This is a genomic window from Amycolatopsis sacchari (assembly GCF_900114035.1).
GTDB lineage: Bacteria > Actinomycetota > Actinomycetes > Mycobacteriales > Pseudonocardiaceae > Amycolatopsis_E > Amycolatopsis_E sacchari.
The window spans coordinates 146,128-169,202 of record NZ_FORP01000012.1 but is presented as its reverse complement, the minus strand read 5'-3'; the positions used below and the strand labels follow the sequence as shown (position 1 = coordinate 169,202).

22 protein-coding genes are annotated in these 23,075 nt (G+C 71.3%); 10 read left to right on the top strand and 12 right to left on the bottom strand.

The features are described from left to right. Window positions 1-20: 20 nt before the first annotated feature. A complete protein-coding gene (locus tag BMZ92_RS20915; RefSeq protein WP_091510240.1) occupies window positions 21-734 on the top strand; it encodes a TetR/AcrR family transcriptional regulator in 714 nt (237 codons plus the stop codon). Window positions 735-838: 104 nt separating this feature from the next. Next, window positions 839-2,431, top strand: a complete 1,593-nt coding sequence (locus tag BMZ92_RS20910; protein ID WP_245783168.1) for a purine-cytosine permease family protein — start codon at window positions 839-841, stop codon at window positions 2,429-2,431. 519 nt (window positions 2,432-2,950) lie between these two features. Here BMZ92_RS20910 and dxs read toward each other — a convergent pair. Next, on the bottom strand, window positions 2,951-4,849 hold the full coding sequence (gene dxs, locus BMZ92_RS20905; RefSeq protein ID WP_091510237.1) for a 1-deoxy-D-xylulose-5-phosphate synthase: 1,899 nt from the start codon (window positions 4,847-4,849) through the stop codon (window positions 2,951-2,953). A gap of 279 nt (window positions 4,850-5,128) precedes the next feature. Between dxs and BMZ92_RS20900 the strand changes: the two genes are divergently transcribed. Continuing rightward, the gene (locus tag BMZ92_RS20900; RefSeq protein WP_091510235.1) at window positions 5,129-6,595 is read left to right on the top strand and encodes an aldehyde dehydrogenase family protein; all 1,467 of its coding nucleotides are present in this window, start codon (window positions 5,129-5,131) and stop codon (window positions 6,593-6,595) included. Between the two features lie 979 nt (window positions 6,596-7,574). Here BMZ92_RS20900 and BMZ92_RS20895 read toward each other — a convergent pair. The 5 genes from BMZ92_RS20895 to BMZ92_RS20875 are packed head-to-tail and all read right to left on the bottom strand — an operon-like array spanning window position 7,575 to window position 13,259. Continuing rightward, window positions 7,575-8,288: a leucine-rich repeat domain-containing protein gene (locus tag BMZ92_RS20895; RefSeq protein ID WP_091510234.1), complete on the bottom strand. Its 714-nt coding sequence runs from the start codon at window positions 8,286-8,288 to the stop codon at window positions 7,575-7,577. A 16-nt stretch (window positions 8,289-8,304) separates the two neighbouring features. Continuing rightward, the gene (locus tag BMZ92_RS20890) at window positions 8,305-9,471 is read right to left on the bottom strand and encodes a DUF2786 domain-containing protein (protein ID WP_245783167.1); all 1,167 of its coding nucleotides are present in this window, start codon (window positions 9,469-9,471) and stop codon (window positions 8,305-8,307) included. After that, a complete protein-coding gene (locus tag BMZ92_RS20885) occupies window positions 9,471-10,037 on the bottom strand; it encodes a TIGR03086 family metal-binding protein (protein WP_091510231.1) in 567 nt (188 codons plus the stop codon). Before BMZ92_RS20885 ends, BMZ92_RS20890 begins: the two co-directional genes overlap by 1 nt. After that, on the bottom strand, window positions 10,015-11,256 hold the full coding sequence (locus tag BMZ92_RS20880) for a class I SAM-dependent RNA methyltransferase (RefSeq protein WP_091510229.1): 1,242 nt from the start codon (window positions 11,254-11,256) through the stop codon (window positions 10,015-10,017). Before BMZ92_RS20880 ends, BMZ92_RS20885 begins: the two co-directional genes overlap by 23 nt. Next, a complete protein-coding gene (locus BMZ92_RS20875) occupies window positions 11,253-13,259 on the bottom strand; it encodes an APC family permease (protein WP_091510227.1) in 2,007 nt (668 codons plus the stop codon). Before BMZ92_RS20875 ends, BMZ92_RS20880 begins: the two co-directional genes overlap by 4 nt. A gap of 148 nt (window positions 13,260-13,407) precedes the next feature. On the opposite strand from BMZ92_RS20875, the gene BMZ92_RS20870 reads away from it, so the two are divergent. Together BMZ92_RS20870 and BMZ92_RS20865 are read left to right on the top strand one after the other, a co-directional pair. After that, a complete protein-coding gene (locus BMZ92_RS20870; protein WP_091510224.1) occupies window positions 13,408-14,073 on the top strand; it encodes a potassium channel family protein in 666 nt (221 codons plus the stop codon). After that, a complete protein-coding gene (locus BMZ92_RS20865) occupies window positions 14,073-14,729 on the top strand; it encodes a potassium channel family protein (protein ID WP_091510221.1) in 657 nt (218 codons plus the stop codon). The genes BMZ92_RS20870 and BMZ92_RS20865 overlap by 1 nt, the downstream gene beginning before the upstream one ends. A 28-nt stretch (window positions 14,730-14,757) precedes the next feature. Here the strand turns inward: BMZ92_RS20865 and BMZ92_RS20860 are convergent, their stop codons facing one another. Both BMZ92_RS20860 and BMZ92_RS20855 read right to left on the bottom strand, forming a co-directional pair. Beyond that, window positions 14,758-15,477 (bottom strand): DUF3159 domain-containing protein, encoded by a 720-nt coding sequence (locus BMZ92_RS20860; RefSeq protein WP_091510219.1) that lies wholly within the window; start codon window positions 15,475-15,477, stop codon window positions 14,758-14,760. A 14-nt stretch (window positions 15,478-15,491) separates the two neighbouring features. After that, window positions 15,492-15,869, bottom strand: a complete 378-nt coding sequence (locus BMZ92_RS20855) for an OB-fold nucleic acid binding domain-containing protein (RefSeq protein ID WP_091510217.1) — start codon at window positions 15,867-15,869, stop codon at window positions 15,492-15,494. Window positions 15,870-15,983: 114 nt separating this feature from the next. Here BMZ92_RS20855 and BMZ92_RS20850 point away from each other — a divergent pair, with 114 nt between their 5' ends. Then, a complete protein-coding gene (locus BMZ92_RS20850) occupies window positions 15,984-16,685 on the top strand; it encodes an alpha/beta fold hydrolase (protein WP_245783166.1) in 702 nt (233 codons plus the stop codon). On the opposite strand, the gene BMZ92_RS20845 is transcribed toward BMZ92_RS20850, so the two are convergent. Together BMZ92_RS20845 and dut are read right to left on the bottom strand one after the other, a co-directional pair. Further along, window positions 16,676-17,335 (bottom strand): DUF3710 domain-containing protein, encoded by a 660-nt coding sequence (locus BMZ92_RS20845; RefSeq protein ID WP_091510212.1) that lies wholly within the window; start codon window positions 17,333-17,335, stop codon window positions 16,676-16,678. The genes BMZ92_RS20850 and BMZ92_RS20845 overlap by 10 nt on opposite strands. Continuing rightward, on the bottom strand, window positions 17,335-17,817 hold the full coding sequence (dut, locus tag BMZ92_RS20840) for a dUTP diphosphatase (protein ID WP_091510209.1): 483 nt from the start codon (window positions 17,815-17,817) through the stop codon (window positions 17,335-17,337). Before dut ends, BMZ92_RS20845 begins: the two co-directional genes overlap by 1 nt. Before the next feature lie 57 nt (window positions 17,818-17,874). Between dut and BMZ92_RS20835 the strand changes: the two genes are divergently transcribed. Next, window positions 17,875-18,339, top strand: coding sequence for a DUF3093 domain-containing protein (locus BMZ92_RS20835; RefSeq protein ID WP_091510207.1), 465 nt, complete (start codon window positions 17,875-17,877; stop codon window positions 18,337-18,339). 17 nt (window positions 18,340-18,356) lie between these two features. Here BMZ92_RS20835 and BMZ92_RS20830 read toward each other — a convergent pair whose 3' ends face one another. Then, entirely contained in the window at window positions 18,357-18,665 is a 309-nt protein-coding gene (locus tag BMZ92_RS20830; RefSeq protein ID WP_091510204.1) for a DUF4193 domain-containing protein, read from the bottom strand. 404 nt (window positions 18,666-19,069) lie between these two features. On the opposite strand from BMZ92_RS20830, the gene cei reads away from it, so the two are divergent. Continuing rightward, entirely contained in the window at window positions 19,070-19,747 is a 678-nt protein-coding gene (cei, locus tag BMZ92_RS20825) for an envelope integrity protein Cei (RefSeq protein ID WP_091510202.1), read from the top strand. Window positions 19,748-19,749: 2 nt separating this feature from the next. On the opposite strand, the gene BMZ92_RS20820 is transcribed toward cei, so the two are convergent. Next, window positions 19,750-20,568, bottom strand: coding sequence for an inositol monophosphatase family protein (locus BMZ92_RS20820; protein ID WP_245783165.1), 819 nt, complete (start codon window positions 20,566-20,568; stop codon window positions 19,750-19,752). A 72-nt stretch (window positions 20,569-20,640) separates the two neighbouring features. On the opposite strand from BMZ92_RS20820, the gene ppgK reads away from it, so the two are divergent. Further along, window positions 20,641-21,402, top strand: coding sequence for a polyphosphate--glucose phosphotransferase (gene ppgK, locus BMZ92_RS20815; protein WP_091510199.1), 762 nt, complete (start codon window positions 20,641-20,643; stop codon window positions 21,400-21,402). Window positions 21,403-21,590: 188 nt separating this feature from the next. Beyond that, the gene (locus BMZ92_RS20810) at window positions 21,591-22,988 is read left to right on the top strand and encodes an RNA polymerase sigma factor (RefSeq protein ID WP_091510362.1); all 1,398 of its coding nucleotides are present in this window, start codon (window positions 21,591-21,593) and stop codon (window positions 22,986-22,988) included. Window positions 22,989-23,075: the final 87 nt, after the last annotated feature.

Below are 23,075 nucleotides of genomic sequence, written 5' to 3'. Positions count from 1 at the left end.
TAGTCAACTAGGATCCCCCTGTGGCACGAGATCCGAGGGCGCGGCGCGCAGCCCGGCACCTGCAGGCCCCCACCTCCGCACCGCAGGAGCCGCGCCGGGAGCCGCTCACAGTCGAGCGGATCGTCGACGCCGCCCTGCACGTGGTGGAGACCCAGGGCTACGACGCGCTGACGATCCGCGCCATCACCGCCGAACTCGGAGTCAGCCCTTCGTCGCTGTACAAGCACGTGGTCAACAAGGCCGACATCGACGACCTGATCATCGGACGGCTCTGCTCCGAGCTCGTGCTGCCCGAACCCGACCCGGACCGGTGGCGCGACCAGATCCGGCAGGTGTACGGCCAGATGCGCGACCAGTACCTGCGCTACCCCGGCATCTCCCGCGCCGCGCTCGCGGCCGTCCCCACCAACCTGGAGACCCTGCGCGTCAGCGAAGCGATCCTGGCGATCCTGCTCGCCGGCGGAATACCGCCCCAGACCGCCGCCTGGGCCATGGATTCCCTGTCCCTCTACGTCGCCGCCTACGCCCTCGAGCTGTCCCTGGTCCGCGTCCGGCAGACCGACCCGGACGACGAATGGGTCCTCAGCCGCGGCGAACTCCTCCGACGCCTCGGCTCCCTGCCGGCCGACCGGTTTCCCCACACCAGGGAGCACGCCGCCGAACTGACGTCCGGCAGCGGACACGAGCGTTTCGACTTCACCCTCGACCTGGTGCTCGACAGCATCACCCGGTAGGCAGGGACCCCGTGACCGTCCCTTGTGGACAGGAACGGTGAAGTAACCCCGCCGTCACGAAAAGGGCGTCGAGCGGAAACAGCGTCATCCTACCGTCGCTGTTCGTGACGGTCGAAGAAACGCTTCCGAAGCGCCAGGCCAAGGAAACCCTCGAAGACTACACACTCCGGTTCGCGCCGCGGAGCTACCGGCGCTGGACCCCGGCGGTCGTCGGCGCCTCCGCACTCGGCGGGATCGCCTACATGGCGGACTTCTCGATCGGCGCGGGGATCGGGCTGACGCACGGCACGGGCAACGCCCTGCTCGCGATCGCCGTCGCCGCGGTGATCATCTTCGTCAGCGGGTTCCCGCTGGCCTACTACGGGGCGCGCTACAACATCGACCTGGACCTCATCACGCGGGGCTCCGGCTTCGGCTACTACGGGTCGGTGCTGACGAGCGTCATCTTCGCCAGCTTCACCTTCATCTTCTTCGCCACCGAAGGCTCGATCATGGCGCAGGGGCTGAAGTACGCGCTCGGCCTGCCGTTGTGGCTCGGCTACCTGCTGTCCACTTTGGTCATCATCCCGCTCGTGGTGTACGGGATGAAGGCGCTGGCCAAGCTGCAGAGCTGGACGAACCCGTTGTGGATCCTGCTGATGGTGGCGCCGCTGGTGTTCCTCGTGGTGAAGGACCCGGACTCGGTGCAGCGGTGGCTGTCCCACGGATCGGGGGTGAGCACGGCGGCGGTGATGCTGGGCGCGGGCGTGTGCCTGTCGCTGATGGGGCAGATCGGCGAGCAGATCGACTACCTGCGGTTCATGCCGCCGCGCACGGCGGAGAACCGGCGGGCGTGGTGGACGTCGGTGGTGCTGGCCGGGCCGGGGTGGGTGGTGTTCGGCGCGGTGAAGCAGGCGATCGGCGTGTTCATGGCGGTGTACGTGCTGGACGCGGTGGGTTCGGCGGCGGCCGTGGAGCCGATCGAGCAGTTCACCGGGGTGTTCAAGCAGCTCATGCCGGGGTGGCTGGTGGTGCCGCTCGCGCTGGTGCTGGTGGTGCTGAGCCAGGTGAAGATCAACGTCACGAACGCGTACTCGGGCTCGCTGGCGTGGACCAACTCGTTCACGCGCGTCACGAGGCGCTACCCGGGGCGGCTGGTGTTCGTGCTGGTGAACCTGTCGTTCTCGCTGGTGCTGATGGAGGCGAACATGTTCAGCTTCCTCAACAACGTGCTGAGCTTCTACTCCAACTGCGCGATCGCGTGGGTCGTCACGGTGGCGACGGACATCGCGGTGAACAAGTACGTGCTCAAGTTGTCGCCGAAGCTGCCCGAGTTCCGCCGGGGCATGCTGTACGCGGTGAATCCCGTTGGCGTGGTGGCGTTCCTGGCGTCGTCGCTGCTGTCGATCGCCGTCTACTTCGGACTCTTCGGCGAGGCGCTGAAACCGTATTCGCCACTGGTCGCGGTCGGCGTCGCGGTGGTGGTGACCCCGCTGATGGCCGTCGTCACGCGCGGCCGCTACTACCTGCGCCGCGCGGACGACGGGATCGCGGAACCCCGCCTGTCCGCGGACGGCAACCCGAGCGCCACCCCGTACGACTGCGTCGTCTGCGGCGAACCCTACGAACGCCCGGACGTCCTGACGAGCGCCACCGGCGGGACGATCTGCTCACTGTGCCTGAGCACGGACCGGAGCGGAGCCCACGTCCTGCCGTGATCTCTCGGCCCAGCCCGGCAGCCGGGCCACCGGCTCCCGCCGCCCGCACTGGGCGGGGGCCGCCACCGGCCCACCCTGCGCACCGCCGGTTTGGCCCCCGGCGACTCGCCAATGCCTGGCGGCTCCCTCCACCGACCCAACCCCGGGCGGCACCCGCCGGTCAGGCCATCAAGGCCGCCGCTTCCGCCGCCCGCACCGGGCGGACTCCCCGCCACCGACTCAACCCCGGGCGGCACCCGCCGGTCAGGCCATCAAGGCCACCGCTTCCGCCGCCCGCACCGGGTGGGCTCCGCCACCGACCCAACCCCGGGCAGCACCCGCCAGACCATCAAGGCCACCGGCTCCCGCCACCCGCACCGGGCGGGGGCCGCCACCGACCCAACCCCGGGCACCGCCGGTCAGAACCCACGCGACCCATCGATGCCAGGCGGGCTCCCGCCCCCAGCGCAGGACCCGGCAGCACCCCGCGGTCCAGACCACCGAGCACCACCGCGACCCCGCCCGTCCCCGGGGGGCAGCTCACTCCGCCGGTTCGGGCTGCGGGTCGAGCACCAGGTTCGCCGCCCACTCGGTCACCCGGCGCGCCACGTCCTGCGCCGTCAGGCCGATCCTGGCTAGCACCTCCTCGCGCGAGCCGTGCTCGTGGAACCGCTGCGGCACCGCCAGGTCCCGCAGCGGCACGTCGCATTCGGCGTCCCGCAGCGCGGCCGCCAGCGCCGAGCCGAAGCCGCCGTGCCGCCCGCTGTCCTCGACCGTCACGACGAGCCTGTGCGCCTTCGCGAGCGTCACCAGCTCCTGCGGCACCGGCACCACCCAGCGCGGGTCGGCGACCGTCACCGCGATGCCCTGGTCCGCCAGCCGCTCCGCCGCCTCCAGCCCGAGCTTCGCGAACGCGCCGACCGCCACGAGCAGCACGTCCGCGCCGTCCTCCGGCTTGCGCAGCACGTCGACCACGCCCTGCCGCTCGACGGTGGGCACCGACTCCACGACGCTCCCCTTGGAGAACCGCAGCGCCGTCGGCCCGTCGGACACGGCGATGGCCTCCCGCAGTTCCTCGCGCAGCGTCTGCGCGTCGCGCGGTGCGGCGACCCGCATGCCCGGCACCATGCCCAGCAGCGACAGGTCCCACATGCCGTGGTGGCTCGGGCCGTCCGGCCCCGTGATCCCCGCGCGGTCCAGCACGAGCGTGACCGGCTGCCGGTGCAGCGCCACGTCCATCAGCACCTGGTCGAACGCGCGGTTCAGGAACGTCGAGTACACCGCGACCACCGGGTGCAGACCGCCCATCGCCAGCCCGGCGGCGGACGTGACGGCGTGCTGCTCGGCGATGCCCACGTCGTACCAGCGGTCGGGGAAGCGCTCGGCGAACTTGTCCAGACCGGTCGAGCGCAGCATCGCGGCGGTGATCGCCACCACGTCCTCGCGCTCCTCGCCGATGGCCGCCAGCTCGTCGGCGAACACCGACGTCCAGCTGCGCCCCTTCGGTTTCGGCAGGCCGGTCTCGGGGTCGATCGGGTCGGTCTGGTGCATCTGGTCGGCCTCGTGGTTCACGGCGGGCGGGTAGCCGTGCCCCTTCTCGGTGACGGCGTGCACGACGACCGGGCCACCGAAGGCCTTCGCCGCCTGGAACGCCTTCTCCAGCGCCGCGAGGTCGTGCCCGTCCACCGGGCCCAGGTACTTCAGGCCCAGGTCGGAGAACATCATCTGCGGGCTCAGCGCGTCCTTGATGCCCGCCTTGGCCGCGTGCAGCGCCGCGTAGATCGGGCGGCCCACGACCGGCGTGTGCAGCAGCAGTTCCTTGCCGCCGTCGAGCACGCGCTCGTAGCCGGGCTGCAGGCGCAGCGACGCGAGGTGCTCGGCGAACCCGCCGATCGTCGGCGAGTACGAGCGGCCGTTGTCGTTGACCACGATGACGACGGGCCTGCCGGGTTCGGCGGCGATGTTGTTCAGCGCCTCCCAGCACATGCCGCCCGTCAGCGCCCCGTCACCGACGACGGCCACCGTGTGCCTGCCGCCGCCGGCCAGCTCGAAGGCCTTCGACAGACCGTCCACATAGGACAATGCGGTCGAGGCGTGGCTGTTCTCGACGAAGTCGTGCTCGCTCTCGGAGCGGATCGGGTAGCCCGCGACGCCGCCGGTCTGCCGGAGCAGGTCGAACCCGTCCTGCCTGCCGGTGACGATCTTGTGCACGTAGCTCTGGTGCCCCACGTCCCACACGATCGCGTCACGGGGGGAGTCGAACACGCGGTGCAGCGCGATCGTCAGCTCGACCACACCGAGGTTCGGCCCGAGGTGGCCGCCCGCACGCCGCACGCGGTCGATGAGGAAGTCGCGGATCTCACCCGCCAGCTGCTCCAACTGGCCCTGCCCCATGCGCTTGAGGTCGGCCGGTCCGTGCACAGACTCCAGCAACGTCACTTTCCACCTCACCCTGATCGATCCTGCGACCGTCCGCTCAGTCTACGGAGCAAGGAAACCCTCGCCGTGCCCGCGCGCCGGGCGCCCGTCCGGTCCCACGCCCGGACCAGCGACGAAGGTGGTCCGTCCGTGAGCCAATTCTCATCGGACGTGCCACCCTACTCTGCTCGTGCGCTCACGGACGGTGAGAAGGTGTCCGCTCTCACCAGCCTTCCGGCGGCAGCGCGCCAGCCACGTAGGCTTCCGAACCGGTCAAGACGTCAACCGGCGGGAGGTGCGATGGCGGAGTTGTTCGTCGACGGGGAGTGGCGCGCTCCGCGGGCGCACCGGACCCGTGAGATCCGCTGTCCCGCCGATGGCTCCCTCGTCGGCACCGTCGCCGAAGGCACCCGCGAGGACACCGAGGCCGCGATCGCCGCCGCGCGCCGGGCCTTCGACTCCGGGCCGTGGCCGTCGACCCCGGCGAGCCGGCGCGGGGACCTGCTGTTGCGCGTGGCGGAGCTGCTGGAGCGCGACCGCGACACCTACGCCCGCGCCGAGTCGCTCGACACCGGGAAGCGGCTGGTGGAGAGCGAGTACGACCTGGCCGACGTCGTGGCGTGCTTCAGGTACTTCGGCAAGCTCGCGGGGCAGCACGCCGGGCGGGTCGTGGACGCGGGGCCGGACGCGCTCAGCCGCGTGGTGTACGAACCGGTCGGGGTGTGCGGGCTCATCACGCCGTGGAACTACCCGCTGTTGCAGGTGGCGTGGAAGGTCGCCCCGGCGTTGGCCGCGGGCAACACGTTCGTGCTCAAACCGAGCGAGCTGACGCCACACACGGCGATCCTGCTGATGAGCACGCTCACCGAAGCGGGGCTGCCCGCGGGGGTGGCGAACCTGGTGCTGGGTGCCGGTGCCGAGGTGGGGGCGCCGCTGGCGGAGCACCCGGACGTGGACCTGGTGTCGTTCACCGGCGGGTTGGCGACGGGCAGGCGGATCGCGGCGAGCGCGGCGGCGACGGTGAAGAAGGTCGCGCTGGAGCTGGGCGGCAAGAACCCGAACGTGGTCTTCGCGGACGCGGATTTCGAGACGGCGGTGGACTACGCGCTGACAGCCGTGTTCCTGCATTCGGGGCAGGTGTGCTCGGCGGGGGCGCGGCTCATCGTGCAGGAGGAGTTGCACGATGAGCTGGTGGACGAGGTCGTGCGCCGCGCGGAGCGGATCCGGCTGGGTGGTCCGTTCGACCCGGAGGCCGAGACGGGGCCGCTGATTTCGGCGGAACACCTGGCGAAGGTGGAGAAGTACGTCGAGACGGCGCTCGCGGAGGGCGCGGTACTGCGGACCGGCGGCCGCCGCCCGTCCGATCCGCGCCTGGCAGGCGGGCACTACTACCTGCCCACTGTGCTCGACGGCGTGCGGCAGGGCGGTTTCGCGGTGACCGAGGAGTCGTTCGGCCCGGTGCTGACGGTCGAAACCTTCACGGACGAGGACGACGCGGTCCGCATCGCCAACGACACGCACTACGGCTTGGCGGGCGCGGTGTTCACCATGGACGCGTCGCGGGCGCAGCGGGTGGCGAACCGCCTGCGCCACGGCACGGTGTGGATCAACGACTACCACCCGTACCTCCCCCAGGCCGAATGGGGCGGGTTCGGCCAGTCCGGCTTCGGCCGCGAGCTGGGCCCCACCGGGCTCGGGGAGTACCAGGAGATCAAGCACGTGTACCAGAACCTGCGGCCCGGCCCGTCGGGCTGGTTCCGGGGTTGAGGGTCGGGGGTTGGGGTTGGGGTGGCTGGGGTGGCTCCCGGGGGCGGCTCGGGGGCGATGCAGGGCCCGGTGCTGGGCCGGGCGCGGGGTTGGCAGGAGTGGCTCTCGCGGGTGGCTGAGTCCGGTGCGGGACCGAGCGCGGGTCGGCGGAGGTCGGCTGCGTGACTGTCGGGGGCAGCTGAGCCTGGCGCGGGATCGGCGGAGGTCGGCATGGCTCTCGGGGACGGCTCGGGGGCGGCTGAGCCCAGTGCAGGGCCGGGTGCGGGGTCGGCTTGGGTGGCTCTCGAGGGCGGCTCGGGGCCGCGGCTGAGCCGGGGCGTCGGCGGGGCGTCGGCGGGGCGGTAGTCGCCGGGCGGCGCGGCACGGCGACTCGGAGCCGTGCCCCGGCTCAAGGCCGCACGGTGAGTTCGACGCAAGGCCGAGTGCAGCATGGCTGGTGGGTGCAGTGGCTGGCAGGGGGCTCGCGGCCTGGGCGGTTGGCTCGCGCCAGCGCAGCTGGGTGGTGCTGGGTGGGCGCGCCGGTGACCGCCGCTTGCGGCGGCTGGCTCGGCCCGGCGGCTCGGAGCCAGGCCTGCGGCTTAGGGCCGCGTGGCTGAGCCTGGTGCGGGGCCGGGCACGGCAGTAGCTGCCGAGCGCGGTGGCGGGTGCGGCAGCAGCCACCCCGCGCGGCAGTAGCCGCCGCGTGCGGTGGCGGGTGCGGCAGTAGCCGCCGCGTGCGGTGGCGGGTGCGGCAGTAGCCGCCGCGTGCGGTGGCGGGTGCGGCAGTAGCCGCCGCGTGCGGTGGCGGGTGCGGCAGCAGTCACCGGGGGCCGGGGCAGCCACCCCGTGCCGGGGCAGCCACCTCGTGCCGGGGCAGCCACGCCGCGCGGCGGTAGCTCCCGGTGCCGCAGTCGGCCACAGCCGCACCCGCGAGCCACCGTGCGGTGGCAGCGAACCGGCACAGCGGCGCCCACCACCAAACCGCTTCCCACAAATAGATTCAACGCAGTACCAGGCAGTCCTCGAGGTCGTCGAGCCATGGGGGGTGCTTCAGGGAGCGGTTCCACCGGAGGTCGAGCTTCACCAGGGGCAGGGTTGCTAGCGCGTCCGGCAGGGTGTGGAGGTTGTTCTCGCGCAGGTCGAGGTAGCGCAGGTCGCTCAGGTTGGCGATCGTGGCGGGCAGTTCGCGCAGGTGGTTGCCGCGCAGGTGGTTGCCGCGCAGGTGCAGCTCTCGCAGCTTGCTCAGTTCGCCGATGGTGTCCGGCAGCTCGCGCAGCTCGTTGCGGTACAGGCGCAACTCGCGCAGCTCGCGCAGGCCCGACATGTCTTCGGGCAGCACTTCGAGCCTGTTGTCCGTCGCGCTGAGGTAGCGCAGGGCGGACAGCCGGGTCAGCGACTCGGGCAGCCTCGTGAGCCTGTTGCCCGACAGGTACAGGTACTCGCTCAGGTTCGGCAGGTCACCCAGCTCCGAGGGCAGCGACGTGAGCCGGTTGTGCCCCAGGTCCAGGGTGTGCAGCGCCGCGAGGCGGCCGATCTCGGCGGGAATCTCCGTCAGCCGGTTGGCCGCGAGGTTGAGCACCCGCAACCGCCCCAACCGCCACAACTCCCCCGGCAACTCGGTCAGCTCGTTGTCGTACGCGCTCAGGTACTCCAGCTCCGGCGGCAGGCTGGGCAGGCGCGTCAACTTCCGGTGATCGAGTTCGAGGCGGGTCACCGCGCGAAAATTACCCCTACGCCGACAGGCGCCTCCTTTCCAACGTCAGCTTCGCCTGGTCCGCGGCGGCCCGGCCCGCGTGCCAGCCCGCACCGTTGCTGACCGTGTGCTTGCGGCGGCCGACCGCGGGGAACAACGCCGTGAACAGCGCGTCCACCTCCTGGCTGCGCCGGGCGAGCACCGGCAGCAACCGGTCGTCCGCGACCTCGGCGCCGGCCGCGCTGGCAGCCTCCCCCAAGCGTTCGCCGATCCGCGCGGCGTACGCCAGCAGGAAGGCGTGCCGGAACGAGCGGGTGCGCGACTGACCGCCGTGCCCGACCTGCCGCCCCGCCGCGAGCATCGCCTCAGTGGCCTGGACCAGTAGCGACGTCGCGAGCAGCTCGACGAAGTCCAGGTCCACCTCGTGCCCCACCACCGCGAGGAAACCCAGCTTCTCGTACGACACCGCCCGGCACCGGTTCGCCGTCGCCACCGCCGTCACCAGCGACGCCTTCGGCGCCAGGTACGGCTCGTCCAGCCAGAACCGGCGCGCCGCACCGGCGGGCCGCGGCTCCACCAGCGCCTGCTCGAACGAGTACCGGCTCATCAGCTCCTGCGCCTTCGCCGACAGCGCCTCGGCCTCCTCCGGGTACGGCGTCGACTCCGCCTTGGCCAGCAACGCCCGTACGCGCGCCAGCACCTTTTCGTCCACGCCCTCCCGCGCACCCGACGGCAACGGCAGCTCCGGCAACGGTGGCAGCGGCGCGAGCACCGCCAGCGCCCCCACCGCCCGGGACAACGCCTGCTCCGGACTTCGCCCGTGCCGCTCGGCCCACTGCGTCAGCCGCGGCCGGTCGGCCTGCCACCACACCTCCGCGCCGATCCGCACCAGCTGCTCCCGCCACCGCCGGTCCACGGTGGCAGCGGGTCTGCGGGCCACCTCGGCCGCGATCGCATCCCCGGCCAGAGACGCCGTTTCCCCGTCACCGCGCCGGAGCACGATGCGGTGCACGTCGTACGGCTGCCACCCCCTCCGCAACAGCCGCGCGACGACCTCCAGCACCACGAGGTCCGCCGCCGTGTCCACCAGCCGCCGCTGCCCGGCGAACGCCGGACCGGTCAGCTCGCGGACCACCGGATCCCTTGCGCGCGCCGACATCGCAGCGTGCAGCAGCAGGTTCGAGATGTCCTCCAGTTCGCGCACTACCGCCCGCCACGCACGGATTCACGGCCGAGCAGCGCGGCCAGCCGGTCCGCCGCGCTCGCGCCCGGCGGCGGGCTCTTCTCCGCCGCGAACGGCGCGCCTGGACCACGGGGCACGGAATCCGCACGCTCCCGCCACTGGGCGATCGCCCGCTCCACCAGCTCCGGCTCGAAGTCGGTCGACTGTCCCGTGGCGTCGGCGATGTCCCAGCCGTGTGCGAGGAACTCGTTGCGCCGCATGTGCACGAGCAGCACGCCGGGCGACGGCCCGAACGGCGTCTGCACCGTGCGCTCCAGCAGCCCCGGCTCGCTCAGCGCGGCCCGCACCTCCCGCACCGACCGCTCGAACGCCGCCACGTGATCATCGCCGAGCGGCACCTGATCCGGTGGCGGCGAGCCGCTCGCGAAGGCCACCGCCCTCACGTTGCCGTACAGCAGGTGCGCGATGACGTCACCCACCGACCACTCGGTGCACGCCGTGGGCAGCTCCAGCTGCCCTGGCTCGACCGCGCTGACAATGCCCGTGACCGCCGCGGCCGCGCGGTCAAACTCGTCCAGAGGATTCATGCCCCGCATCATGCCGCGACCCACCGACAATTTCGGGCACGACGAGGGCCACGCACTCGACGTGGTGCGTCATCGGGAACGCGTCGAACGCCCGCAACTCCGCCAGCCGGTAACCCGATCCGGCGAACGTCGCCAGGTCCCGCGCGAGCGCGGCGGGGTCGCACGCGACATACACGACCCGGTCGGGAGCACGCTCCACAATGGACTGGACGACCTCGCGGCCGGCACCCGATCGGGGCGGATCGAGCACGACGACCTCCGGCCGCCCTGCCAGGTCCCGCAGCACGTGTTCCACGCGCCCGGCCCGCCACCTAACCTGCGGCAGATCGGCCAGCGCCGCTTCCCCGTCCTCGACCGCGCGCCGCCCCGACTCGACGGCCACGACCTCCCCCGCGGGCCCGACCTGCTCCGCGAGCACGGACGCGAACAGCCCGACGCCCGAGTAGAGGTCCCACACCAGACCGCCCTGCGGTACCTTCGCCCATTCCCCGACCACGGCGGCCAACGTGTCCGCCGCCGCCGGGTGCACCTGCCAGAAACCGTGCGCGTCGAACCGCCAGTCGCGGCCCGCCGCGTGCTGCACCGCGGTGCCGCCCTTCAGCTGCCGGGCGCGCCGCTTGCCGCGCACCACGCTCAGCTCCCGGACGTGGTTCTGCCCGTCGCCGTCGCGGGTGACCTCCAGCTCCGTGCCCGGCCGCCAGCGCCGGGACAGCACGTCGTCGAGCGCGCCGGGCATCGCGATCGGGCAGTCGTCCAGCGCGACCACGCGGTGACTGCGGTGCGCGCGCAGCCCCGCCCGGCCGTCGCGACCCGCGACCAGCCGCACCCGGCTGCGCCAGTCCAACGGACCGCCGGGCAGCGCTTCCACCTCGACGGGCCTTTCGATGCCCGCGAGGCGCGACAGCTGTTCGGCGACCACGCGGGCCTTCAGCTCACGCTGGAACTCCGGCGCGGCGTGCTGCCAGTCGCAGCCCCCGCACAGCCCCGGCGCCGCCAACGGGCACGGCGGCTCGACGCGTTCCGGCGCCGCTTCCAGCACCCGCACCGCGTCGGCGCGGCAGAACGACCCGCCCTTGTCCTCGGTCACCTCGGCGAGCACGACCTCGCCCGGCAGCGCGTGCCGGACGAACACGACGCGCCCCTCGACCCTGGCGACGCAGTGCCCGCCGTGGGCGACGGGCCCCACCTCGGCCTCGATCGTGCGGCCTGTCCAGTTCACTTGCGGTCGCTCGTCTCGTAGAACCCGCGGCGGACGTCACCGGCGGCAGGCCGCGCCCGCATGAGCCGGCGCACGGCGGCCTCGGACGAAGCCAGCTGCCACGGCACGCTCGCCACGATCACCCCGGGCTGGAACAGCAGCCTTCCCTTGAGGCGCAACGCGCTCTGGTTGTGCAGCAGCTGCTCCCACCAGTGGCCGACGACGTATTCGGGGATGAACACGGTGACCACGTTGCGCGGATTGTCCCCCCGCACCCGTTTCACGTATTCCACCACGGGTTTGGTGATTTCGCGGTACGGCGATTCGAGCACCTTCAGCGGCACCTTGAACCCGCGCTTCTCCCATTCCGCGGTGAGCCGCCGCGTCTCCTCGTCGTCGACGTTCACGGTCACGGCTTCGAGCACGTCTGGCCGGAAAGCCTTGGCGTAGGACAGCGCGCGCAGCGTCGGCAGGTGCAGCTTCGACACCAGCACGATGGCGTGGTTGCGCGACGGCAGCACGCTCGGCTGGTAACCGTCCACTTCGGACAGCTCGGTCGCGACGCGGTCGTAGTGCCGCCGGATCGCCGTCATCAGCAGGAAGATCGCCACCATCGCGGCGATGGCGATCCACGCGCCCAGCAGGAACTTCGTGATCAGCACGATCACCAGCACGGTGCCGGTGCACGTCAGGCCCACGGCGTTGACGGTCTGCGAACGCCGCATCCGCCGCCGCACCGCCGGGTCCTTTTCCCGTGCCAGCAACCGGTTCCAGTGCCGGATCATGCCCGCCTGGCTCACCGTGAAGGAGACGAACACGCCGACGATGTACAGCTGGATCAGCCGGGTCACCTCGGCGTCGAACGCGATGATCAGGACCAGCGCGAACGCGGCCAGGAACAGGATGCCGTTGGAGAAGGCCAGCCGGTCACCGCGGGTGTGCAGCTGCCGCGGCAGGAAGCGGTCCTGCGCGAGGATCGAGCCCAGCACGGGAAAACCGTTGAACGCGGTGTTCGCCGCCAGCAGCAGGATGATGCCGGTGACGAACGAGATGTAGTAGAAACCGGGCGGGAAGTGCTGGAAGACGGCCTCGGCGATCTGCGTGACGATCGTCTTCTGCTGGTAGCCGTCGGGCGCGCCGATCAGCTGGCGCTCCGGGTCGTCGGCGAACTTGACGCCGGTGATGATCGCGAGCGCGATGATGCCGATCAGCATCGTCACCGCGAGCAGGCCCATCATCAGCAGCGTCGTCGCGGCGTTGCGCGACTTGGGCTTCCGGAACGCGGGCACGCCGTTGCTGATCGCCTCGACCCCGGTGAGCGCCGCGGCACCGGAGGAGAACGACCGCAGGATCAGGAACACGAACGCGAACCCGGCGAGCGAGGACTCCTCGTGCAGCTGGAACCCGGAGCTCTCCGCGTGCATCGGGGTGCCGCGCACGGCCTCGAACAACCCCCACAGCACCATGCCCAGAATGCCGAGGATGAAGCCGTATGTCGGAATCGCGAAGGCCTTGCCCGACTCGCGCACGCCACGCAGGTTCAGCGCGGTGAGCACGGCGACGATCAGCACCGAGAACAGCACCTTGTGCTCGGCGACGAACGGGATCGCGGAGCCGATGTTCGCCACCCCGGAGGAGGTCGACACGGCGACGGTCAGCACGTAGTCGACCAGCAGCGCGCTCGCCACGGTCAGCCCGAACTTGCCGCCGAGGTTGGTGGTGGCCACCTCGTAGTCGCCGCCACCACTGGGGTAGGCGTGCACGTTCTGCCGGTAGGACGCCACCACGACCAGCATGACCAGCGCGACGGCGACGCCGATCCACGGCGCCAGCGCGTACGCCGACAGCCCGGCGACGCTCAGCGTGAGGAAGATTTCCTCAGGCGCGTAAGCGACACTGGACAGGGCGTCCGAGGCGAAGATCGGCAGCGCGATCCGCTTCGGCAGCAGGGTGTGGGACAGCCGGTCACTACGGAATGGACGACCAAGGAGCAGCCGTTTGGCCACGGTCGCGAACTTCGGCACAGCTCAAGGTTAGGGCGGGGACGACCGGCCTTGCTGTCCAGGGCGGCACTGCGATCACGCTTGGGCCGGGTGCGGTGTGGATGCCGGGGCGACAGGGTAGGTTCTGCGCGGGTAACCGCCGTTCGGGTGACGCACAGGAGGCAAGCGGGTGCACGTGGTGATCATGGGATGCGGCCGGGTGGGCGCGTCCCTGGCCGCGGCGCTGGAGCGCCTGGGACACGAGGTCGCCGTGATCGACAAGTCCCAGGACGCGTTCCGGCGGCTGGGCAGCGACTTCCACGGCAGGCAGATCCTCGGCATCGGTTTCGACCGCCAGGTGCTGATCGACGCCGGGATCGAGAGAGCGGGCGCTTTCGCGGCCGTGTCCAGCGGGGACAACTCGAACATCATCTCCGCGCGCGTCGCCAGGGAGACCTTCCACGTCGAGCACGTCGTGGCCCGCATCTACGACCCGAAGCGGGCCGCGGTCTACGAGCGGCTGGGCATCCCGACCGTCGCCACGGTGCCGTGGACCACCGACCGCTTCCTGCGTACGCTGCTGCCCGACGGCGTGGCGTCCGCCTGGCGGGACCCCACGGGCAACGTGGCGGTCCTGCAGCTGCCCCTGCACGAGGGGTGGGTCGGGCGCACCGTCAACGAGCTGCAGGAGGCCACGGAGGCGCGGGTGGCGTTCATCATGCGGTTCGGCACTCCCGTGCTGCCGGACGCCAAGACGGTGCTGCAGGCCGACGACCTCGTGTACGTGGCCGCGCGGTCGGGCACGGTGAGCGACGTGACGAGCGTCGCCGGGCGTGCTCCTGAGGAGGAGAGCTGATGCGGGTCGCGATCGCCGGAGCCGGTGCCGTGGGGCGCTCGATCGCCCGCGAACTGATCGACGGCGGCCACCAGGTCATGCTGATCGAGCGGCAGTCCCAGCAGTTCGAGCCGGAGACCGTCGAGCAGGCCGACTGGGTGCTCGGGGACGCGTGCGAGGTCTCGACGCTGGAGGAGTCCGGTGTCGAGCGCTGTGACGTCGTGATCGCCGCGACCGGGGACGACAAGGTCAACGTCGTGGTGTCGCTGCTGGCGAAGACGGAGTTCGCGGTGCGGCGCGTCGTGGCGCGGGTGAACAACCCGGCCAACGAGTGGCTGTTCACCGACGCGTGGGGCGTGGACGTCGCCGTGTCGACGCCGCGGATGCTCGCCGCGATGGTCGAGGAGGCGGTGAGCGTCGGCGACCTGGTGCGGTTGATGACGTTCCGGCAGGGCCAGGCGAACCTCGTCGAGCTGACGCTGCCCGCGGAGACGCCGCTGGCGGGGCGCCCGGTGAGCGAGATCGCGCTGCCCCGGGACGCCGCGCTGGTCACGATCCTGCGTGGGGACCGCGTCATCGTCCCCCAGCCGGAGGACCCGCTGGAGCCCGGCGACGAGCTGCTGTTCGTGGCGAACGCCGAAGTGGAAGGCGATGTGCGGAAGGCCCTGGGCTACTAGGGCCTCGGCCGGGGCCCTGCCGGGGTCTTCAGGCCTCGTTGGGGCGCTGGCTGTACTTGAGCCGCAGCGCGGCTTCGGTGTCGGCCTCGGCCTCTTCCTGCGCCTCGCGCAGGGCCTTGAGGCGCTTGTCGGACCGGCGGACGGCCCAGACCACCACCAGCAGCGCCAGCGCGTACAGCGGGTAGCCCATGGCGATCTTGGCGAACGCCAGCCAGCCGGTGTGGTCGCTGTCGTAGAGCCAGCGCTGCACCACGAACCGCGCGCCGAAGACGAGCGCCAGCGCGAGCGTCGCGACGTCGTAGCCGAGCCTCGACGGCTGGTCCCTGCGCCAGTCGGTGCCGGTGCCGTTGATGACGTTCCAGATCACCCCGACGAGCGGCCAGCGCACGACGATCGACAGCACGAACGCCGCGCAGTAGACGAGGCTCGCCCAGATGCCGAACAGGAAGAAGCCCTTGGCCGAGCCCGTCCGGTAGGCGATGAACGCCGCGATCGCGACGCCGAAGAACCCGGAGATCGCCGGCTGCAGCGGCTCCCGGCGCACGATGCGCAGCACGGTGATCGCCACCGCGCTGCCCACCGCGCTCCAGATCCCGGCCTGCAGGCCGAAGAAGTAGTTCACCAGGATGAACACCGCGATCGGCACGGACGAGTAGACGAGCCCGGACACCCCGCCCATCTGTTCCAGCAGGGTCGGTTCCGGCTTGTCCTGGGTCTCGGTCTCGGTGTCGCCGGGGCGTTCAGTCACGTGTGGTTACCAACTCAGGAGGTCGTCTGGAGCTCGTAGAACGGGTTGTACAGCACCTTCTGCCCATCGCGCTCGGCCATGCGGCCGCGCACCTTGATGGTCCGCCCGGGCTCGATGCCCGGGATCCGGCGCCGTCCGAGCCAGACTAACGTCACACCTTCCGTCCCGTCGAACAACTCAGCCCGTAGGGTGGCGGCCTTGTCCTCCGGGCACAGTTCCACGCTGCGCAGTCTGCCCAGCACCGTGACCTCGTCGCCGGAGCGGCAGTCGCAGGCGCGCTGCGCCCCGACCGCCTCGGACTTCTCCGAGAGGTCGTCCGCGTCGAGTTCGTCGACGTCGCTGGTCAGCTTGCGAACCAACCGGCTGAAATAGCCGCCGTCTTTGGCGGACATAGGCGGTTCTCCTGTTGCTCGGGGCCCCCGACTTGTTCGGCCCGTACGTGGTAAACGGTAACGTCGTCCTCTTCGTTCCACGCAAGGGAAGCCCGTTTGCCGCAAGATCGCAACGTGACGTCCGCTATGCCGGTGACGCGTGCCGTGCTGCTGCCGGGGACGGGCTCGGACGAGATCTTCGTCCGAGCCGTTTTCGCAGGTCCGCTGGCTGCTGCGGGGATCGAAGCGGCCACCCCGCGACCACCGGCCGGTGATCGTCTCGCCGTGGGTTTCCTCACCCTGCTGGACGCGCTCGCCGAGAGCGGTCCACTGCTCGTGGGCGGCATCTCCTTCGGGGCCCACCTGGCCGCGGAATGGGCCGTGCGCAACCCCGGTCGCTGTGCCGGGTTGCTGCTCGCCCTGCCCGCCTGGCACGGCCAACCGGGCGACGCACCGGCGTCGCTCGCCGCGCGGGCGTCCGCGGACCTCGTGGACGCCGAAGGGCTCGAGAAAGCGCTGTCGCTGTCCATCGCGGGCGTGGCGCCCTGGCTCGCCGACGAGCTGACCAGGGCCTGGCGGCGGCACGGGGACGGCCTCGCGGCAGGACTACGCGTCGCCGCGAGCCACCCCGCGCCGACCCTCGAGGAACTCCGCACGCTCGAGGTGCCGGCGGGGATCGTCGCGTGCACGGACGATCCCGTGCACCCGTTGGGCGTCGCGCGAGAATGGGCCGCCGCCCTGCCCCGCGCGGTCCTGCGCGAGACGACGCTCAGTGAACTGGGCGCCGACCCCGGGTCGGTAGGGCGTGCGGTGGTCGAAGCCTGGCGTCAAGCCTGAGCCTGCTGCTGCTCCGCGATGTGCTGGGCGACGGCGTCGGGCAGCGTGATGGGCAGCGGCGAGCGCACCGGCATGGGCGCGTCGCCCCGGATCACGATCGTGTCGCGGACGATGTCCCGCAGCACCCCGGGTGCCTCCGCGGCCAGCGACTGCGGCCCCGCGATCACGCCGCGCAGCATCCAGCGCGGCCCGTCGACCCCGACGAAGCGCAGCGCCACGTCACCGATCACCGCGGACAGCTCCAGCCCCCACTCGCCCTGGCCGGAGGTCACCTTGGCGCCGTCCTTGCGCAGCTGCTCGGACAGCTCGGCGGCGACCTCCTCCCAGAGGCCGCCGGAACGCGGCGCCGCGTAACCGCTGACCGTGATCTGCCCCTGCGGGGTGACCACGTGCACCGCGCGCACCCCGCCCGCCGCGGGGTCCATCTCCACCTGGACCTGCGCGCCGTCCGGCACGGGCACCCGCACCGAACCCAGGTCGATCCTGGGCACCTCGTCCTCGGGGGCGTCGGCGATGTCGAACGGCCCGTCGGTGACGACCGGCTGCGGCTCCTCGTAGTCCTCTTCGAGGTCCTCCGGCTCGGCCGCGGCGTGCCTGCCGCGCGGCTCCTCCTCGTCCGGGGTCCGCCGCTTGCGTCCGAAAATGCCCACTACTTCCTCGCTCCTTCCCCAGTGCCGACCTCCAGCGTGGCATGACCGCCGGTCGACCCGTAACCACCCGCACCGCGTTCGCTCGGCGCCAGCTCGGGCACCTCCACGAACTCCGCGGTCTCCACCCGCTGCACCACGAGCTGCGCGATCCGGTCCCCCCTCGCGAGCTCGACCGGCTCGCGGAGGTCGTGGTTGACCAGGCATACCCGGATCTCGCCGCGGTAGCCCGCGTCGATGGTGCCCGGCGTGTTGACCACGGACAGGCCGACGCGCGCGGCCAGCCCCGAACGCGGGTGCACGAACCCGGCGTACCCCTCGGGCAGCGCGATCGCGATGCCCGTGCCCACGACCACCCGTTCGCCCGGGGGCAGGACCACGTCCTCGGTGGTCACGAGATCGGCCCCGGCGTCGCCGGGACGGGCGTAGCGGGGCAGTGGCACATCCGGATCGAGCCGGGAAAGCAGGACCTGCACGGTGGACACGGGCGGCGAGACTACCCTGGACACGTGGGTGACAGCGCAGGCGCGGCCGCTGCCGGGGTGGAGCGGGCCGCGGGAACGGACCGGAAGCGGCACACCGAGCGGCTGTACGTGTCGTGGTGGGGGTGGCCGTTGCCGCTGATCGCGGCCGGCCTGCTGGCCGCGGAGATCCACATGGGGTACCCGGGGGTGCGCGCGTGGCTGCCGTACGTGGTGCTGGTGCCGCTGATGGCGGCGTGGCTGCTGCTGATGGGCCGGACCAAGGTGGAGATCACCGGGGAGGAGCTCGTCGTCGGCAAGGCGCGGCTGCCGCTGCGCTTCGTCGGGGAGGTCGAGGTCATCGGCAAGGACCGCAAGCGCAAGGCGATGGGCCCGGAACTCGACCCCGCGGCGTTCGTCGTGCACCGCGGCTGGATCGGACCGATCGTCCGGGTGCACCTGACGGACCCGGACGACCCCACGCCCTACTGGGTCTTCAGTTCGCGCAAGCCGGAGAAGGTGGCCGAGCTACTGCGCCGGCACTAGCCGGCCACCTCGCCCGGTCAGGCGCAGTCGCGGCAGATCATCTGGCCGTCGTGCTCCTCGGCGAGCCTGCTGCGGTGGTGCACCAGGAAGCACACCGAGCAGGTGAACTCGTCGGCCTGCTTCGGCACCACCTTGACGGTCAGGTCCTCACCGGAAAGCCCGGACAGGTCCGCGCCGGGGAGCTCGAAGTTCTCCGCGGTCGCGTCCTCGTCGACGTCCACGACGCCGGACTGGTTCTCGTTGCGCCGGGCCTTCAGCTCCTCCAACGAGTCTTCGGCCAGCTCGTCGGCTTCGCTGCGGCGCGGAGCGTCGTAGTCGGTCGCCATTGTCCCTCACCCCTGCGATCAGCTTGTGTCTCAAGTCCGGGGCCCGCGATGCGCGTCGTGAGCCCTTCGTGCCGCTGGACAACGTTCCAGCGCCCCTGTTTGTGCCCGGCGCCGTAGTGAGGCAGGTCTCTCTTCGGCGAGTGGTTGGGGGACCCTTGGCTACGGCCGGAGCCCGCAGAGGGTAGCTCACGAGGTACCCGGGCCCGCAACGTGTTAGACGAAGGACTTGAGACGTCACCCAACAGGGGGAACACCAGGGTCCAGAGGTGCAGGTCGGGGCGCGACCGGACCCACTCGAACGGAGGTGTCGGGCGTGGTGCACTGTAACGCTTACGCTGATCAGGAACGAAGGTCCTGATAGCGGGGGACTGTCGGGGATTTTTTTCGGGGAAGGGATCGGGCAGGTGGCGTCGGGGATCGGGTTCGGCAACCGCAGGAAACCGGGCTACCGCAAACGCCGTCCGCTGCCCATCGTCATCTTCGTCTCGGTGATGGGGCTCATCGCGGCGGTCGTCTGGATCCGCGCGGTGACCAGCAAGGCCGACATCGACGCGGCGCTGCGCTGCGAGCCGGCGCCCGTCCCCGTCAACGGGGTCACCTTCACCACGCTGAGCCACTCCGCGCTCGACGACACCACCCCGCTGCCGCCGGACAAGGTCGCGGTGCGGGTGCTCAACGCGAGCCAGGCCCGCGGCCAGGGGGCGATCACGACCGAGAGCCTGCGCGAGCTCGGCTTCACCCAGATCGCCGCCCCGGACAACGACCCGTCCTACCCCGACACCGAGGCCAAGTGCCACGGGCAGCTGCGCTTCGGGGACAACGGCCGTTCGGCCGCCCGGACGCTGAGCCTCGTCGTGCCGTGCCTGGAGCTGGTCAAGGACACCCGCGCGGACGCGTCGGTGGACCTGTCCGTCGGCAGCACGTTCGGCGATGTGCGGCCGACCCAGCAGGCGCGGCAGGTGCTGCAGCAGCTGCGGACGTGGTCGGCCGAGCACCCCGACGGGGGCAACGAGCAGTCCGCCGGCACCGGGCCGGTGCTCGACAAGGGGCTGCTCGAAGCCGCCCGCAACGTGACCTGCTGAGGTCAGACCTCCTGGATCCCGCACTCCAGCAGCGTCTTCCGCAGCGGGTCCGCGATGGCCGGTGACGCCGCGTAGGTGGCGTCGGCGCCCAGCTCCCGGTCCTCCCCCGGCAGGGACACCACCGCGCCCGCCTCCTCGGCGATGAGCGCTCCCGCGGCCCAGTCCCACCGCTTGAGGCCGTGCTCGACGTAGGCGTCCAGCCAGCCGGCCGCGACCGCGCACAGGTCCAGTGACGCCGCACCCGCGCGGCGGATGTCCCGCACCCGCGAAACCAGCTGCCCGACCACCTTCGCCTGGCGGCCGCGGCGCTCGCCGTCGTAGGAGAAGCCCGTGCCGACCAGGGTCAAATCCAGCCGTTGCGGCGACGACACGTGCAGCCGCCTGCCGTCCAGCCACGCACCGCCGCCCCGCACGGCCGTCCAGCAGCGGCCGTCCACCGGCTCCACGACGGCACCCGCCACCGACACGCCGCCGATCTGCGCGGCGACGGAAACGGCGAAGCCAGGCAGCCCGTACAGGAAGTTCACGGTGCCGTCGATGGGGTCGACGACCCACGTGACGCCGTCCCCCGCGGCACCGCCCTCCTCCTCGCCGAGCACGCCGTCGCCGGGCCGCAGCTCGGCGAGCCTCTCCCGGACGAGCCGCTCCGAGGCGCGGTCGACGGCGGTCACCACGTCGGTGTCGGTGGACTTGGTATCGACCTGCACGGCCTCGCCTGCCAACATGGCTTCACGGGCACGGCGCACCAGGTCGGCCGCCTCGCGCGCCACCTGGACAGCGGTGTTCTTCAGGTCTTCGGGATCGGAGTCGAAGGCTGCCACACCACCATGTGACCACACCCGGTTAGAGTTCCCGAGACAGGCTTCTGAATCGAGAAGGAAGGGACGGCGCCAATGACGGCGACCCGGGGTTTCGGAATCGACATCGGCGGCAGCGGTATCAAGGGCGCCCTTGTCGACCTGGAAAAGGGCGCGCTCATCGGCGACCGCCTCCGGATCGACACGCCCCGCCCGGCGACACCGGAGGCGGTCGCCGAGGTGGTGGCGAAGGTCGTCCGCCATTTCGCCTGGGACGGGCCCGTCGGCATCACCCTGCCCGCGGTGATCAAGAAGGGCGTCGCCCACACCGCGGCGAACATCGACCCGAAGTGGATCGGCACGGACGCGGACGCGTTGTTCGCCGACGTGCTGGACCGGCGCGTCGAGGACATCGCGATGCTCAACGACGCCGACGCGGCCGGCATGGCCGAGATCCGCTTCGGCGACCCGATCGCCCGGCACGGCGTCACCACGCTGCTCACCTTCGGCACCGGGATCGGCAGCGCCGTCTTCCAGGACGGCAAGCTCGTGCCGAACACCGAGTTCGGCCACCTGGAGGTCGACGGGCACGACGCGGAGAAGAAGGCGGCGGCCTCGGTCAAGGACAACGAGGGGCTGACCTACCACCAGTGGGCCAAGCGCGTGAACCGTTACCTGACCGTGCTCGAAAACCTCATCTGGCCGGACCTGTTCATCGTCGGCGGCGGGGTGAGCAAGAAATCCGAGAAATGGGTCCCGCTGCTCGAGAACAGGACCAAGGTCATCGTCGCATCTCTGCAGAACAACGCGGGTATCGTGGGGGCAGCGGCGGCCGCCGTCGAGGGCATCGAACACTGACCTGAGCGCCCCCGCGGCTCCCGTCGTTGGAAGATCGGCCGCAACACGCGCGCCTGTCGTCGTTACAATGGAACACGGCCCACGGTCGCGGAGGACAAAACCGCAGGCCGCGGGACGTTCCCCGAATCTGAGGCGGCCGGGCCCTCCCAGCTCGGCCCGCCGTGATCGACCGCTGCGAAAGGGCGTACGTGGCAGCCGCAAAAACCGCTACCCGAAGCGGCACGAAGACAACGAGCGCGGAACCCGACGCAGGCGCCGAGGCCGCCGCCACCGAGCAGAGCGGCACCGTCGCCAAGAAGCCGGCCGCACGCAAGACCGCCGCCAAGACCGGAGCGAAGAAGGGCCCCGCCAAGACCCGCACGCGCAAGGCCGCGACCAAGGGCGAGGACGCGGGCGAGCCCGACGGCCCCGGCGGTGACGAGGACCTGGAGGACGTCGACCTCGAGGCCGACCTCGCCGACCTGGAAGAGGTCGAGGTGGACGTCGTGGACGCCACCGTCAGCGAGGAGGACGGCGAGTCCGAGGACGAGGAGGAGGAAGCCGACTCCCCCGCGGCCAGGACCGAGCGCGGCAAGGGCGGCAAGTCCTCCAACGACCCCGACTTCGTCTGGGACGAGGAGGAGTCCGAGGCCCTGCGCCAGGCGCGCAAGGACGCCGAGCTGACGGCCTCCGCGGACTCCGTCCGGGCGTACCTCAAGCAGATCGGCAAGGTCGCGCTGCTGAACGCCGAGGAGGAGGTGGAGCTGGCCAAGCGCATCGAGGCCGGGCTCTACGCCGCCGAGCGCGTCCGCATCGCCGAGGAGGAGGGCGAGAAGCTCCCCACCCAGCTGCGCCGTGACCTCAAGTGGATCATCCGTGACGGCGAGCGCGCCAAGAACCACCTGCTGGAGGCCAACCTCCGGCTGGTCGTCTCGCTCGCCAAGCGCTACACCGGCCGCGGCATGGCGTTCCTGGACCTGATCCAGGAGGGCAACCTCGGTCTGATCCGCGCGGTCGAGAAGTTCGACTACACCAAGGGCTACAAGTTCTCCACGTACGCGACGTGGTGGATCCGCCAGGCGATCACCCGCGCCATGGCCGACCAGGCCCGCACCATCCGCATCCCGGTGCACATGGTCGAGGTGATCAACAAGCTCGGCCGGATCCAGCGCGAGCTGCTCCAGGACCTCGGGCGCGAGCCCACCCCGGAGGAGCTGGCCAAGGAGATGGACATCTCGCCGGAGAAGGTGCTGGAGATCCAGCAGTACGCCCGCGAGCCCATCTCACTGGACCAGACCATCGGTGACGAGGGCGACTCGCAGCTCGGTGACTTCATCGAGGACAGCGAGGCCGTCGTGGCGGTGGACGCGGTGTCGTTCACGCTGCTGCAGGACCAGCTCCAGTCGGTGCTGCAGACGCTGTCCGAGCGCGAGGCGGGTGTGGTGCGGCTGCGGTTCGGCCTCACCGACGGCCAGCCGCGCACGCTGGACGAGATCGGCCAGGTCTACGGCGTGACCCGCGAGCGGATCCGCCAGATCGAGTCGAAGACGATGTCCAAGCTGCGTCACCCGTCGCGTTCGCAGGTGCTGCGCGACTACCTCGACTGACGTCGGGACTTTCCGGGAGGGCCGCCACGGGGAACTGTGGCGGCCCTCTCGCGTAGTTCCCGCTGTTGTGCGGGGCAGGGCGCGATT

What these genes read in the sequence shown, in the direction of transcription:
- BMZ92_RS20900 (WP_091510235.1), top strand. Translation starts at nt 5,129, where the DNA reads ATGGCGGAGTTGTTCGTCGACGGGGAGTGGCGCGCTCCGCGGGCGCAC.
- BMZ92_RS20885 (WP_091510231.1), bottom strand. Translation starts at nt 10,037, where the DNA reads ATGAATCCTCTGGACGAGTTTGACCGCGCGGCCGCGGCGGTCACGGGC.
- BMZ92_RS20865 (WP_091510221.1), top strand. Translation starts at nt 14,073, where the DNA reads ATGCGGGTCGCGATCGCCGGAGCCGGTGCCGTGGGGCGCTCGATCGCC.
- BMZ92_RS20855 (WP_091510217.1), bottom strand. Translation starts at nt 15,869, where the DNA reads ATGTCCGCCAAAGACGGCGGCTATTTCAGCCGGTTGGTTCGCAAGCTG.
- BMZ92_RS20830 (WP_091510204.1), bottom strand. Translation starts at nt 18,665, where the DNA reads ATGGCGACCGACTACGACGCTCCGCGCCGCAGCGAAGCCGACGAGCTG.
- ppgK (WP_091510199.1), top strand. Translation starts at nt 20,641, where the DNA reads ATGACGGCGACCCGGGGTTTCGGAATCGACATCGGCGGCAGCGGTATC.